Origin of the sequence: Aequorivita capsosiphonis DSM 23843, from assembly GCF_000429125.1 — a bacterium.
Classification (GTDB): Bacteria; Bacteroidota; Bacteroidia; order Flavobacteriales; family Flavobacteriaceae; genus Aequorivita; species Aequorivita capsosiphonis.
In genome coordinates, this window is sequence record NZ_AUBG01000007.1 from 85,669 (window position 1) to 99,401 (window position 13,733).

Annotated in this window: 12 protein-coding genes; 3 read left to right on the forward strand and 9 right to left on the reverse strand. The window is 37.3% G+C overall.

Annotated elements, in window-relative coordinates; all coding sequences use genetic code 11:
• Positions 1 to 3: 3 nt before the first annotated feature.
• The 8 genes from G440_RS19590 to G440_RS0106670 all read right to left on the reverse strand — a co-directional run bounded on the left by G440_RS19590 (position 4) and on the right by G440_RS0106670 (position 8,634).
• Complete coding sequence (locus G440_RS19590; protein WP_034259130.1) at positions 4 to 2,250, reverse strand: response regulator; 2,247 nt, start codon at positions 2,248 to 2,250, stop codon at positions 4 to 6.
• A gap of 29 nt (positions 2,251 to 2,279) precedes the next feature.
• Positions 2,280 to 3,278 (reverse strand): type I glyceraldehyde-3-phosphate dehydrogenase, encoded by a 999-nt coding sequence (gene gap / locus G440_RS0106630; protein ID WP_026450588.1) that lies wholly within the window; start codon positions 3,276 to 3,278, stop codon positions 2,280 to 2,282.
• A gap of 16 nt (positions 3,279 to 3,294) precedes the next feature.
• Positions 3,295 to 4,167, reverse strand: a complete 873-nt coding sequence (gene lipA / locus G440_RS0106635; RefSeq protein ID WP_026450589.1) for a lipoyl synthase — start codon at positions 4,165 to 4,167, stop codon at positions 3,295 to 3,297.
• Between the two features lie 70 nt (positions 4,168 to 4,237).
• Entirely contained in the window at positions 4,238 to 4,804 is a 567-nt protein-coding gene (locus G440_RS0106640) for an RNA polymerase sigma factor (protein ID WP_026450590.1), read from the reverse strand.
• Positions 4,795 to 5,889, reverse strand: a complete 1,095-nt coding sequence (locus tag G440_RS0106645) for a glycosyltransferase (protein WP_034259132.1) — start codon at positions 5,887 to 5,889, stop codon at positions 4,795 to 4,797. Before G440_RS0106645 ends, G440_RS0106640 begins: the two co-directional genes overlap by 10 nt.
• Positions 5,890 to 5,940: 51 nt before the next feature.
• The gene (locus G440_RS0106650) at positions 5,941 to 6,162 is read right to left on the reverse strand and encodes a hypothetical protein (RefSeq protein WP_026450592.1); all 222 of its coding nucleotides are present in this window, start codon (positions 6,160 to 6,162) and stop codon (positions 5,941 to 5,943) included.
• A 268-nt stretch (positions 6,163 to 6,430) separates the two neighbouring features.
• Positions 6,431 to 7,444, reverse strand: coding sequence for a UDP-N-acetylmuramate dehydrogenase (gene murB / locus G440_RS0106665; protein WP_026450593.1), 1,014 nt, complete (start codon positions 7,442 to 7,444; stop codon positions 6,431 to 6,433).
• Positions 7,444 to 8,634, reverse strand: a complete 1,191-nt coding sequence (locus tag G440_RS0106670) for a pyridoxal phosphate-dependent aminotransferase (RefSeq protein WP_026450594.1) — start codon at positions 8,632 to 8,634, stop codon at positions 7,444 to 7,446. Before G440_RS0106670 ends, murB begins: the two co-directional genes overlap by 1 nt.
• A gap of 115 nt (positions 8,635 to 8,749) precedes the next feature.
• Here G440_RS0106670 and G440_RS0106675 point away from each other — a divergent pair, with 115 nt between their 5' ends.
• Positions 8,750 to 10,078 carry a retropepsin-like aspartic protease gene (locus tag G440_RS0106675; RefSeq protein ID WP_051285197.1) on the forward strand — a complete coding sequence of 443 codons (1,329 nt, stop codon included), beginning with the start codon at positions 8,750 to 8,752 and terminating at the stop codon, positions 10,076 to 10,078.
• Between the two features lie 61 nt (positions 10,079 to 10,139).
• Here the strand turns inward: G440_RS0106675 and G440_RS0106680 are convergent, their stop codons facing one another.
• A complete protein-coding gene (locus G440_RS0106680; protein ID WP_026450596.1) occupies positions 10,140 to 10,532 on the reverse strand; it encodes a DUF1573 domain-containing protein in 393 nt (130 codons plus the stop codon).
• Between the two features lie 120 nt (positions 10,533 to 10,652).
• On the opposite strand from G440_RS0106680, the gene G440_RS0106685 reads away from it, so the two are divergent.
• Both G440_RS0106685 and G440_RS0106690 read left to right on the forward strand, forming a co-directional pair.
• Positions 10,653 to 13,283: a valine--tRNA ligase gene (locus tag G440_RS0106685; protein ID WP_026450597.1), complete on the forward strand. Its 2,631-nt coding sequence runs from the start codon at positions 10,653 to 10,655 to the stop codon at positions 13,281 to 13,283.
• A gap of 207 nt (positions 13,284 to 13,490) precedes the next feature.
• Complete coding sequence (locus G440_RS0106690) at positions 13,491 to 13,733, forward strand: hypothetical protein (protein ID WP_026450598.1); 243 nt, start codon at positions 13,491 to 13,493, stop codon at positions 13,731 to 13,733.

Sequence of the window (13,733 nt, forward strand, 5' to 3'; positions counted from 1 at the left end):
TGATTATTGCATCAAAAAATCATTATTGCGAAGGACGGTGTTTATTTTTTCGAAGAAATCTTCGGCTTTAAAAGGTTTTGGAATAAATTCATTAAAGCCTGCAGTATAGAATTCTTCAAGGTTATCCTCAATTGTAATGGCGGTTAAAGCAATTATTGGGATGCTTTTATTGAATTCCCTGATTTTTTTTGTTGCTTCAATTCCGCTTATTCCGGGCATGTGGATGTCCATAAGTACAACGTCAAATTCATCTTCTTTAACTCTTTTTATTGCCTCCAAGCCATTATCTGCTACCGCGCATCGCATTTTTTTCTTCTCCAGGATTTTTTTGGTAATCAGCTGGTTGATTTTATTGTCTTCTACAATTAGAATCGCTTTGTTTTCAAGAATATCGTCGTCAAGTATTACTTGAACTTCTTTAACATCAGTAGCTTTGATGTCCGTTTTGAAAATAGAATAACTTATGTCAAACCAAAACTTGGAGCCTTTGCCCAGTTTACTTTCCAAATTAATTTTGCTTCCCATTAATTCCAAGAGATTTTTAACGATGGAGAGGCCGAGACCAGTACCGCCATGTTTTCTATTTATTTGAAGTGAACCTTGTGAAAAGGAATCGAATACGGTATTTTGTTTTTTCTTGGAAATACCATCTCCCGTATCCTCAATTTCAAAATGTATAACCACATTCTCGTCTGATTCTTCAGTAGTTTTTACACGAAGCCAGATATCTCCATTTTCCGTGAATTTTATGGAGTTGCTCAATAAATTTATAAGGATCTGCGATAATTTCAGAGAATCGCCGACTACTTGTTCTGGCAAGTTAGAATCGTATTCGAAATGAAGATTATTATTTTTATATTCAGCAGATTTTCGAAGTGCAACTACCACACTGTCTATTCTTTTCTTGAGGTGAAACGGTATTTTTTCTATTTCAACCTTATTGGCTTCTAATTTATTGAGATCTAAAATATTGTTGATAAGCGACAAAAGATATTCGCCAGAAAATTTAAGGGAATTTAAATGCTCTTTTTGCTCTGGTTTTGGGTCCTCTTCCAAGAGCAAATGGGTGAGCCCAGTTACAGTATACATCGGAGTTCTAAGTTCATGGGTTATAGTTGAAAGGAACTGTGCTTTGGCTTGAGACGCCTTTTCGGCTTTTTCCTTTGCTGCTTGCAGCTCGGTGTTTTTATCTTGTAATAACAGGTTCGCCTTTGCTCTTAAATTGTTGTTTTTATATAATGAAAGTGTCAATAAAGAGAGTATCAATATTAATGCAATACTCAGCCAACCTGTAAGCTTACCGAAGAACAGGGATTTTTCTTTTTTGGAGATATCGTCTTTTTGGCTCGCAATGGTTTGTTGTAAATCTCCAATGGATGATTCCGCTTGAATTCCTTTTTCAATAGCAACTAAATGTGTTTGCCTTAAAGAATCCTTTTTTTTCAAATAAAACTTCAATTCTCTTTCAGCCAATGAGTCTTTTTTTTCGGCGATAAAAATTTGGGAGTTGATACGATTATTTTCAATTACAAGTTTGGGAAATCCATTGGCTTCTGCTATTTCTTTGGCTAATGCTGAAATTCTCCTAGCTTCAAGAATTGGATTTGGATAGATTTCTGAATTAATAAGTGAAAATGCATCCGCAAGGTTGGTATAGGTAAGGGCTTCATGATAAACTAATTGCTGTTCCTTGAAATCTTTTGCGGCAGCTGTTAAATTTTCCACTGAGATTTTATACTTTCCCAATCTAAGTGCCAACAAACCTCTCCCATAGTTGACGTTTGTCCTATTATTTTCGTCATTCAAATCTTTATAAATGTAGTCTGCTCTATCGAAATATAACTCAGCATCTGCATATTTACCTGTTGAAATAAGTATGATTCCATATAGATTGTATGCGTCGGCTAGTTTGAGGCTATTCTTAAAAATTTCGGCATTATTAACTGCCGCTTTTGCTTGCTCAGCGGCTTTCTCAAAGTATTCTAGGTTATAATAAAGGTTGGCTATACTAAGTTCAACATCTGGATTATAGCTCTTATACTTGGGAAGCATTGTAAGCTTGTGTGCATCGTTTAAACTTTTGACCGCTTCTAGAAAGTCATCTTTTTCAATCGCTTTTGCGGCATTATACTGCAATTGCTTTATGGTTAAAATGGTGTCCTTTATTTGATAACCAAAAGAAGGCGTCGAAAACAAAGCACAAAAAAGAAGAAGTCCAAAAAACTTGTATTTCGAAAACAGTAATAGCATCGGTTGATTTAAGGTAACACTAAATATAGCTATTTCGTCTGCAATCTTTCAATTAAATCAATAATTCTGGAGGAGTATCCAATTTCATTGTCATACCATCCAATGATTTTGACCATTTTTCCGATTACGGAAGTCATTTCGGCATCAAAAACACACGAATGTGGATTGCCAATTATATCTATGGAAACGATAGGGTCCTCAGTGTATTCAAGGATTCCTTTTAAAGATGTTTCTGCGGCCTTTTTAAATGCTGCATTCACCTGTTCTATGGAAACCTCTTTTTTTACATTTAAAGTGATGTCGGTCAAAGAGCCATTTGGAACCGGAACGCGAATCCCACAACCACCAATAACATCTGCCAGCTCTGGAAAAATTTTTGTTAGTGCTTTTGCAGCTCCAGTCGTGGTGGGAACAATTGATTGTCCGGCAGCACGTGCACGACGTAAATCGCGATGCGGTTGATCGTGCAAGCTTTGGTCTGTCGTGTATGAGTGTATGGTGGTAATGTAAGCCTGCTCTATGCCACAGAGCTCCTTAACTATTTTTAGCATGGGCGCTGCATTATTCGTGGTGCAGGAGGCATTGGAAATTATAGTGTCTTTAGCTGATAAAATGGAATCGTTTACGCCTAGAACTATGGTTTTTATTTCATCATCTATTGGCGGAACTGACAAAATAACCTTTTTTGCACCATTTTTTATGTGGTTTTCAAGTGCCGCTTTTGTCTTAAACTTTCCAGTACTTTCCACTACTATATCTACATCTCCCCAACGGATATCTTCGATATTTTTTTCTGAAGTGAATCTTACTTTTTCGCCTGCAACTGTAATTTGATCTGTGGAATAAGAAATGTCTTTGTGTAAAACCCCGTGGATACTGTCGTACTTTAAAAGATGGCTCAGCGTTTTTGCATCGGCTAAATCATTTATTGCAACAACTACCACATTCGGGTTTTCTAGTAATAGCCTGAAAAGATTTCGACCTATACGACCAAAACCATTAATGCCAACGCTTATCTTTTTTTTCATCACCAACTAGTATCAATTAAGTAAGATGCTTTTGTGCTTTGTATGAAGAACGCACCAAAGCGCCACTTTCCACGTGACGAAACCCTAAATCGAGCCCTATTGCTTCGTATTTTTTAAATTGCTCCGGAGTTATAAACTCCTTTACTGGCAAATGTTTTTTTGAAGGTTGCAGATATTGTCCAATGGTTAAAATATCCAAACCAATATTTTTTAAGTCGTGCATGGTCTGTATAACTTCTTCTTCTGTTTCGCCCAACCCGAGCATAATGCCGCTTTTGGTACGAGGCATTCCCGATTGTTTTAAATAATTTAAGACTTCGAGACTTCTTTCATATTTCGCTTGAATACGAACTTCACGCGTTAACCTTTTTACCGTTTCCATATTGTGGCTTACCACCTCTGGTTTTACAGCAATAATGCGATCGATGTTTCGGGTGTTTCCCTGAAAATCGGGAATTAATGTTTCCAGTGTAATTTCAGGATTCATTCTTCGGATGGCTTTTACGGTTTCTGCCCAAATAATGGATCCCATATCCTTTAAATCATCCCTGTCTACTGAAGTTATAACGGCGTGTTTTATACTCATGATTTTAATAGAGCGTGCTACTTTTTCAGGTTCGTCCCAATCTACCGTTTCGGGTCTACCGGTTTTTACGCCGCAAAATCCGCAGGAACGGGTGCAGATATTTCCTAAAATCATAAAAGTGGCAGTCCCTTCGCCCCAACATTCCCCCATATTTGGGCAGCTACCAGAGGTGCAGATCGTGTTGAGTTTGTATTTGTCAACCAACCCGCGTAATTCTGTATATTTTTTTCCTGTGGGAAGCTTAACCCGGATCCATTTTGGTTTTGGGGTAGGTCTTTGAAGTTCTAAGGTTTCTTTACTCATAGTATGAACAAAAGTACGAAAAAAAGCCTCCTGATTCCTAAAGCTGAAACTTCAAATTTTTGAAATATGTTTATTGTTTTTGTGAAATAATTTCGGCCAAAAGTTTGCGGGCACGTAGTAACCTCACTTTCACATTATTCAAGGGCTCTTCTAAAGATTCGGCTATTTCATTGTAGCTCATTTCATGGAAATAACGAAGGTTTATTACATCTTGGTAATGCGGTTTCAACAGCTTTATGTAGCGTAAAAGCTCCGCCAAATTCTGTTCCCTGATCAATCTATCTTCAGGAGTAGGAGAATGGTCCACAATTTTTTGAACCTGTTCATTGGAAGTGTCGGTAGTGTTTGAATAAATGGAAGCGTTTTTCTTGCGTGTTCTGTCTATCTGAATATTTTTAGAAATAGTGATAAGCCAAGTTGAAAAATTATAACTTTCATTAAAAGTTTCAATTTTATCAAAAGCTTTTGCAAAAGTTTCGATTGTAATATCTTCAGCTTCATGTTCATTTCGAACTCTTTTAAGCTGAAAACCATAAACTTCATTCCAGAAATGATCCATCAGAAACTTGAAGGCGCCTTGCTTTCCGTTCTTTGCTTTTTCTATTTGACTTGTAATTTCTTCTGAAGTTATTTCCATCGCGAGTTTTTTTCGCCGCTATTGGAAATAAAGATACTTAATTGAGTGAATAGTAAAAGCAATTCATACAAAGGAATTAACGGAATCAAATCTTGCTCCTTGAGTTTTTGGGCAGATTTTCCGATAACTATATACTGGAAAAGAAGCCTTAAAAAGATGACTCCAAGTCCGAATTGCCATTGATCCTTGAAAAGAATAATCGGTAGCAAAAGCCAAAAAAGTAAATTGAAAAGATAATAAGTACCTAATAAAAAGCGATGCTTCGGTTTATAGAGCTTGGCGGTTGAATAATGTCTTTTTTTCTGAAGTAGCCATTGCTTTCTTTTTCTTTTAGGAAGGGAATATGTGAAAGCTTCGGGCTCAATACAAAGAGCTACGTTTTTTGCGGTTGCAGCCTCGTTTACAAAGAGATCATCGTCACCTGAAGGGATTTTGATGTGGCTCATAAACCCTTTGGTGTCATAATAAAGCGTGCTGGTGTAGGCGAGGTTTCTGCCCACGCCCATATATGGATTTCCAGCGTGGGCGTAGGAAAAATACTGCATAGCGGTCATCAAGGTTTCAAAACGAATTATTTTATTTAAAAATCCAGGATGTCTTTCGTAAGCGCCATAGCCTAAAATCAATTGTTTTTCCTCCGAAAAATTAGAAGCCATCATTCCCAACCAATCTTTTGAGGCCGGATAACAATCTGCATCTGTAAAGACGAATCGAGTGTTTTTTGATCGCTTGATGCCCAAGGTGAGGGCATATTTTTTATTTGCCCAAAAAGCTTCGTTATTTTTTACATTTACTATTTGAATACGCGCGTCATCTGCGGCAAAAGATTCCATTACCTCCAATGTATCGTCAACTGAGGCATCGTTTATTAAGATAATATCATAGTTTGGATAATTCTGGGCTTGCCAGAGGGGAATATGGTTTCGAAGATTTTCAGCTTCATTCTTAGCACAAACTATAAGCGATATTGGGTATTTCTCCGACTTATGTTTATATGAAGTTTTTAAAGAAGTAAATTTTAAAAAGAGAAGATAATAAGCACAGTTAATCAACGCGACTGCGCCGAAAACGTAAAGTAGCACCATACAGATCTATGATTGTGATTTTATAATGTGAATCGAATTTTCCTCTAAAAATTATTTAGAAGAAGTCTCTATTTTATGAGGTTCTTCGTTACAAGTGTCAAATTGATCTGGTGATTTTCCACAGAAACCACAAGGAGCCGCTTCTTTATTTAAAAAAGGACTTTGGCTAGCGCAGGTTCCTGCGAATTTACCGTCTTTTTTAGCCCAGATTTTAATAGCAATACCTGCAACGCCCAATAATAATAGTACTAATGTTATAAGTAGAAGTTTCATTTGTAATGTATAAGTAGAAGGGGGAATGTCTATGAAAGCGCTTGTTAATTATGGCAAACCAATTTCAATATTTCACCTTTCTGAATTAGAATACAAAAATACAATCTTTCTTGTAGTTGCGCTCAGGATTTAAGTTTTTTTAGTCTCAATTGTAAATACTTTAACGAAGCTTAAACCGATTATACTCTAATGGATTTGAATCTTTTTCTTCCCAACTATCGCTGGTAAAAGATTGAAATCGGGTGTTTTTTAGAAAAGAGATTGCCATTTAAAAGACATTGACTTCGGGTACAATAAAGATTCCGGTCATTTCTTTTACTTGTTTTTGAATGTCCATCGCCAGTTGCCATATCTCTTGCCCTGTGGCATTTCCATAATTAACTAGAACGAGGGCTTGGTTTTTATGAACTCCTGCATCGCCAAAACGTTTTCCTTTAAATCCAGCCTTTTCAATGAGCCAGCCCGCAGGAATCTTAAATTCCGTGGGGGTAATTTCGTAAAAAGGAGCTTCAGGAAATTCTTTTCTAAATTCTTGAAAGCGCTCTGAGTTTACTATTGGATTTTTAAAAAAACTACCACTATTGCCCAATACTTTTGGATCTGGAAGTTTTGATTGCCGAATTGCGATAATCGCTTCAGAAATGTCTTTGACACTTGGATGCTTTATATTTTTATCATTCAAGATCTTTTGAATATCACCATAAGAGATATTCTTTTTATGATCCTTTTTGGTCAGTTTAAAGCTTACACTTGTGATAATATACTTTCCTTTCAATTCATTTTTGAAGATAGAGTTTCGGTATCCAAATTGACATTCTTCTTTGTTGAATTCTCTTTCCTCTAAGGTTTCAATTTTCAAGGTGTGGCAGCTTTCAAAAGTGTCTTTTAGCTCCACACCATAGGCTCCAATGTTTTGAATGGGTGCGGTGCCTACATTTCCAGGGATTAAGGATAGATTTTCAATTCCGCCAAAATCGTTTTTAATGCAATATTCAACAAACTCATGCCAGGTCTCGCCAGCCATAACTTTTACAAAGACTTCCTTTTCAGTGGTCTTTGTTATTTCAATTCCTTTTAGGTTGAGGTGAATTACGAGTGCATCCAAATTATCTGTTAACAACATATTGCTGCCGCCACCAAGTAAAAAAAGTGCTTCAGAAGGATTTTCTGAAAGCACTTTTTTTAGCTCCTCAACCGTTTCCACCGAAACAAAATAGCGTGCCTCGCAATCTATTCCGAAGGTGTTGTGGTTTTTAAGCGATTTGTATTCTTCAAATCGCATTAGTCTTTGTATTTCTCTAATGCAATTTTTAAAATTTCAACAGCTCTAATCAAACTTTCCTTTTTGATCACGTAGGCAATTCGCACTTCGTTTAAGCCAACTCCTGGGCTAGAATAGAAGCCGGCAGCTGGAGCCACCATTACGGTTTCGCCATTGTCGTCAAAATCTTCTAGTAACCATTGGGCAAATTTGTCGCTGTTTTTAATAGGAAGTTGTACAATACAGTAGAATGCACCTTTGGGCACGCCTACTTTTACTCCGGGAATTTCCTTTAAAGCATTGACAAGAGTGTCTCTTCTGTCTTGGTATTCTACTATTACTTCGTCAAAATACCTTTGTGGTGTTTGCAGTGCTGCTTCACTCGCAATTTGTGCGAATGTTGGTGGACTCAATCGTGCTTGGGCAAACTTTAGGGCAGTGGAAATAACTTCTTTGTTTCGTGAAACCAAACAGCCAATGCGTGCGCCACACATGCTATATCTTTTTGAGACAGAATCAATTAAAATTCCGTTTTCGGCCAAACTTTCTTCTGCTAGAATGGAGTAATGTTTAGAACCGTCATAGGTAAATTCGCGATATACTTCATCCGCAACCAAAAATAAATCGTGTTTCAATACCAGTTTTGCCAAGGCCTGAATCTCTTCTTTTGAATAAAGATATCCAGTTGGATTTCCTGGATTACAGATAAGGATTGCTTTCGTTTTTGGAGTGATCAGCTTTTCAAATTCTGAAATAGGAGGTAAGGCGAAGTTGTTTTCGATTTTTGAAATAACGGGAACAATATTTATTCCGGAAGCAGTTGCGAATCCGTTATAATTGGCGTAAAATGGTTCTGGAATTATAATTTCGTCATCAACATCGGCAATACTTCCCATGGCGAACAATAGTGCCTCGCTTCCACCAGTAGTAACTACAATATCGTCGGCTTCAGCAGGAATGTTGTTTTTATGGTAGTATTCAGCAATTTTTTCGCGGTATTCCTGCGAGCCCTCAGAACGGGTATAAGCAAGGGTTTTAATATGGTGATTTGCAACGGCATCCATCGCAATCTTAGGCGATTTAATATCAGGCTGACCAATATTTAAATGATAGACGGTTTTGTTGGCTTTATAAGCTTTTTCGGCATACGGGACTAGTTTGCGGATGGGTGATTCCGGCATGTTTTTCCCTTTCTTTGAAACTAAAGGCATAATGAGTTTTGTTTTGGGCAAAGTTGCAAAATATATTTTATAATTCCATGCTGCTAGCGGCAACATTCAGCTTTTTTTTATACCTTCAAACCTATTCATTGTAATTCTTAAAAAAATGGTTAAAGCTCTGATTTTTCTACTTGTTCTTTGCTTTTCTGCTTCATCCATAGGACAATCAGGTTTTTATTTACAAAACAATAGAAAGAAAGATCGTATCCCGTTTCAATTAGTGAACAATTTGCCTATTATTGAGGTGGAAGTTAACGGTACGCCTCTGTCGTTTATTCTGGATACAGGTGTAAAATCTACCATCCTTTTTAGTTTAGAAGATGCTGATAGCCTTCAGTTGATGAACACTTCTCCTGTAAAACTTCAAGGGCTTGGTTCTGATGGCTCTATAGAAGCGCTGAGAAGTTTGAATAACAGCGTTAAGGTGGGAGATGCTATAGATAGAAATCATTCACTTTATATAATTTTCGACAGTGCGCTTAATTTTTCACCGAGAATGGGGATTCCTATTCACGGAATATTGGGAAATGAGTTTTTTGAAAATTTTATAGTGAAAATGAAATACTCTTCAGAAGTAATAGTCATTTCTGACCCAGATAAGCGTCCTTTGAAATCGTGTAGGAAATGTGAAGAGATGCCAATGAATTTTGAAAGAGGCAAGCCCTATGTTTCACTGCAGACCGTATCTGAAAATAAACGGGAAGAAGTAACGCTACTGATTGACTCTGGTTCTAGTGATGCACTATGGCTTTTTGATGAGAACAATTATATTCATGAAAATCCAAAAAATTATTTTCAGGACTTTTTAGGCTTGGGCCTTAGCGGAAATATAAATGGGAAACGGGCAAAAATACCAGAACTTCTTGTGGGAGAATATAAGTTAACCGATGTGAATACCTCTTTTCCTGAAGCTGCCGCGGTAATAAAAGCCCGCTATTATGAGGATCGTGATGGAAGCTTGGGGGGGGGATTTTTAAAGCGGTTTACTGTTACTTTTGATTATCGAAACAATAAGGTGCGATTTAAGAAGAACAATAAGTTCAATGATCCATTTCATTATAATATGAGTGGTCTTACCCTGGAACATGAGGGTGTGGAGCTCGTAAAGGAGGAAAGGCAAGCAACGGTTAATGCGTATAAAACTAATCAAAATAAAAGCCTTTCATGGAGCCGCGTTGCCGTAACCACCGAAGTTAATTTTTCTTTGGTTCCAAAATATGTGGTTGTAGATGTACGTAAAGATTCGCCGGCAGCCTTGGTGGGATTAGAAAAGAATGATGAAGTAATTTCAATAAACGGAATACCTTGTTATCAATATAAATTGTTTGAGCTTATTAATATGTTCTCAAATGAAGAAGGAAAACGCATTACTATGGAAGTAAAAAGAAATGGTCGCCCTATGAAGGTTAAGTTTTACCTTAAAGCAGTGTTCTAAAAAAAAATCCAGTCTAAGCTAGACGCTTAAACCGGATTACTTTTTTAAGAAGTATTATTGCTTAGAGTTTTTCCAAAACACTAGAAGCCTCTTTTACTTCTCCTTTAATTTTTAAAGCCACCATGGGTTCGTTGGCATTAGAATAAACGGTGATGGTTTTTCTTATTGGACCAACACGGTTTGTGTCATACTTAACTTCAATCGTGCTACTTGCGCCTGGAGCGATAGGCCCATCAGGTTTTTTTGGCACTGTACATCCACAACTGGATTTTACATCACTTATAATAAGTGGGGCATCGCCAGTATTAGTGAATTCAAATACCCGAACTCCGTCACTATTTTTTGCTATAGTGCCGTAATCTACGGTATCTGCATTAAAACTGATTTTTGCTTGTTGCGCTTGGGCGGTAAAACCGATAAAGGCAACGAGAGCCATAAGAGCTAGTTTTTTCATGATTTTTAGTTTTTGCTAAATTATAGAACTTTAAAGAATCTGCAAAATAACTGATTCACTTTTATTATCCTTCAGATATATTTACTTTTACAGCTTATATCTCAAATACCAGACCAAAGTATGGCTTTAGAAGCAAAATATAATGCGAAACAGATTGAAAACAAGTGGTATAGCTACTGGATGGAGAACCGTTATTTTCATTCTGAAGTCGATGAAAGAACGCCGTACACCATAGTAATTCCACCACCAAACGTTACAGGAGTGCTCCATATGGGGCATATGCTCAATAATACCTTGCAGGACGTATTGATTCGCCGTGCGCGGCTAAAAGGTTTTAACGCCTGTTGGGTGCCAGGAACAGATCATGCTTCTATCGCTACAGAAGCTAAAGTGGTTGCAAAACTGAAAGCCGATGGAATTGACAAAGCCAATCTTTCCAGAGAAGAGTTTTTGGAGCACGCTTGGGAATGGACCCATAAACACGGTGGAATTATCTTAGAACAACTTAAAAAACTGGGTGCTTCCTGTGATTGGGAGCGAACCAAGTTTACCATGGATGAAGAAATGTCAACATCCGTAATAAAGGTTTTTGTTGATCTTTATAACAAAGGCAACATTTATCGTGGCTACCGAATGGTAAACTGGGATCCTGCAGCAAAAACTACCCTTTCTGATGAAGAAGTTATTTACGCAGAAAAACAGGGTAATCTATACTATTTAAACTATAAAATTGAAGGTAGTGATGACACTTTGACTATCGCCACCACACGTCCAGAAACCATTTTGGGCGATACAGCTATCTGCATCAATCCAAATGATGAGCGCTTTGCACATCTTCGCGGTAAAAAAGCAATCGTTCCTGTTTGCAATCGAGTAATTCCAATTATTGAAGATGAATATGTAGATGTTGAATTTGGAACGGGTTGTTTAAAAGTAACTCCTGCGCACGACGAGAACGATAAAATGCTAGGTGATAAGCACAATCTCGAAATAGTGGATATTCTGAATGATAATGGAACTTTAAACAGTTTCGGTCTTCATTATGAAGGGAAAGATCGTTTCGCGGTCCGTAAGGAAATTGTAAAGGAACTTGAAGAAATGGGCGTGGTTTCAAAAATTGAAACCCATATGCACAAGGTTGGTACTAGTGAAAGAACAGGTGCTGTTATAGAACCAAAGCTTAGCGATCAATGGTTTCTAAAAATGAAGGAATTGGCGCAACCTGCTTTAGATGCCGTACTCGAAAAAGAGGTGCATCTGGTTCCTGAGAAATTTATAAACACCTACCGTCATTGGATGGAAAACGTTCGTGACTGGAATATATCTCGCCAACTTTGGTGGGGACAACAAATTCCTGCATACTTCTATGGTGATGGCAAGGAAGACTTTGTAGTTGCTGAAACTATAGAAGAAGCCTTAAAACTGGCACAAGAAAAAACTACAAACTACAAATTACAAACTATTGACTTAACACAGGATCCTGATGCTTTAGACACCTGGTTTTCGTCTTGGCTTTGGCCGATAAGTGTTTTTAACGGGATCTTGGAGCCTGACAACAAAGAAATAAATTATTACTATCCAACCAACGACCTTGTAACCGCTCCCGAAATATTATTTTTCTGGGTGGCACGAATGATAATCGCCGGTTATGAATATAGAAATGAAAAACCTTTTACGAATGTTTATTTAACGGGTATCGTGCGTGACAAACAGCGTAGAAAGATGAGCAAGTCTTTGGGGAATTCTCCAGATCCAATTGGATTAATGGAAACCTATGGTGCGGATGGAGTACGGGTTGGGATGCTTCTTAGCTCCCCTGCCGGAAACGATTTAATGTTTGAGGAAGATCTCTGCAAGCAGGGTAGTGGCTTTGTAAACAAGATATGGAATGCATACAGATTGATAGATGGTTGGGAGGTTTGCTTGGAAAAGGAGCAATCCCAAAGTGATATCATCTCCCTTCAGTGGTACAAGAATAAATTCCAAAAAACCCTTGCTGAAATTGAAGATCATTATAGTAAATACCGAATTAGTGATGCTTTGATGTCAACGTATAAGTTGGTTTGGGACGATTTCTGCTCATGGTTGCTGGAAATGGTAAAACCTCCTTTTGGGGAGAAAATCTCAGAGAAAACATATTTGGAGGTAATTTCGGTTTTAGAAGACAATCTAAAGATATTGCATCCTTTTGTGCCATTTATTTCTGAAGAAATATGGCAGCATATCACCCAACGTGATATTTCCGAAGCCTTGATAATTTCAAAATGGCCAAAAGCAGAATCATTTGACAATAAGATTATAAAGGATTTTGAATTTGCTTCGGAAGTAATCTCGGGAATACGAACCATTCGCAAGGAAAAAAATATTTCATTCAAGGATAGCATTGCGCTGTCGGTTTTGAATAACGATAATGCGTCCAAAGAATTTGACGCAGTAATCACAAAACTCGGCAACATTTCAGAATTGAATTATATTTCAGAAAAAATCGATGGAGCTCTTACTTTTCGCGTAAAAAGTAACGAATACTTCGTGCCAATTGCTGGTGCCATAAACGTGGAAGAAGAAATAGCAAAACTTTCCGAAGAGCTAAAATATACGGAAGGATTTTTAAGAAGCGTTCAAGGAAAATTGAAGAATGAACGTTTTGTAAGTGGCGCTCCGGAGCAGGTTGTGGCTTTGGAAAAACAAAAAGAAGCAGATGCGCTATCTAAGATTGAAACTTTAAAGATGAGTCTCAGTGGTCTAAAATAAATATAGCAATTACTTTATAGACCTGTCCGGTTTTTCATCCTATTAGTAAAATTTCGTGACGCGCGAAATAATGAAGAAAGGAAAACCAGACGGGTCTTTTCTATTCAAAAGCCGTTAAAAACTCTTAATTTAATCTAAATCAAGGTTAATGTTCTAAGGCTAGGAAACTTTTGTCTGTATCTTGTTCAAAAATAAAACAAAACAATTATGGACCAAGCAAAATATAACGAAATGCAGGCAATGCTGCACAAACTGGAAGATATCAAAAACAGTCAAGAGAGCATTCTTGACAAAATAAATCACGTAATTACAGATCTCTTTCAAAATCCTGACAAGGAATTAGAAAAGGCGATGGAAGCAGCACACGAAAGAGCTTCAGAAAATGTTTCGAAAATAGGTGAGGCTATTGAAGAGTACGAAATAAAATTCAACAAGGCGCAACAAGCCTAG

Excerpts from the sequence above, each read along its gene's own strand:
- G440_RS19590 (WP_034259130.1), bottom strand. The coding sequence starts at position 2,250 with ATGCTATTACTGTTTTCGAAATACAAGTTTTTTGGACTTCTTCTTTTT.
- gap (WP_026450588.1), bottom strand. The coding sequence starts at position 3,278 with ATGAAAAAAAAGATAAGCGTTGGCATTAATGGTTTTGGTCGTATAGGT.
- lipA (WP_026450589.1), bottom strand. The coding sequence starts at position 4,167 with ATGAGTAAAGAAACCTTAGAACTTCAAAGACCTACCCCAAAACCAAAA.
- G440_RS0106640 (WP_026450590.1), bottom strand. The coding sequence starts at position 4,804 with ATGGAAATAACTTCAGAAGAAATTACAAGTCAAATAGAAAAAGCAAAG.
- G440_RS0106645 (WP_034259132.1), bottom strand. The coding sequence starts at position 5,889 with ATGGTGCTACTTTACGTTTTCGGCGCAGTCGCGTTGATTAACTGTGCT.
- G440_RS0106650 (WP_026450592.1), bottom strand. The coding sequence starts at position 6,162 with ATGAAACTTCTACTTATAACATTAGTACTATTATTATTGGGCGTTGCA.
- murB (WP_026450593.1), bottom strand. The coding sequence starts at position 7,444 with ATGCGATTTGAAGAATACAAATCGCTTAAAAACCACAACACCTTCGGA.
- G440_RS0106670 (WP_026450594.1), bottom strand. The coding sequence starts at position 8,634 with ATGCCTTTAGTTTCAAAGAAAGGGAAAAACATGCCGGAATCACCCATC.
- G440_RS0106675 (WP_051285197.1), top strand. The coding sequence starts at position 8,750 with ATGGTTAAAGCTCTGATTTTTCTACTTGTTCTTTGCTTTTCTGCTTCA.
- G440_RS0106680 (WP_026450596.1), bottom strand. The coding sequence starts at position 10,532 with ATGAAAAAACTAGCTCTTATGGCTCTCGTTGCCTTTATCGGTTTTACC.
- G440_RS0106685 (WP_026450597.1), top strand. The coding sequence starts at position 10,653 with ATGGCTTTAGAAGCAAAATATAATGCGAAACAGATTGAAAACAAGTGG.
- G440_RS0106690 (WP_026450598.1), top strand. The coding sequence starts at position 13,491 with ATGGACCAAGCAAAATATAACGAAATGCAGGCAATGCTGCACAAACTG.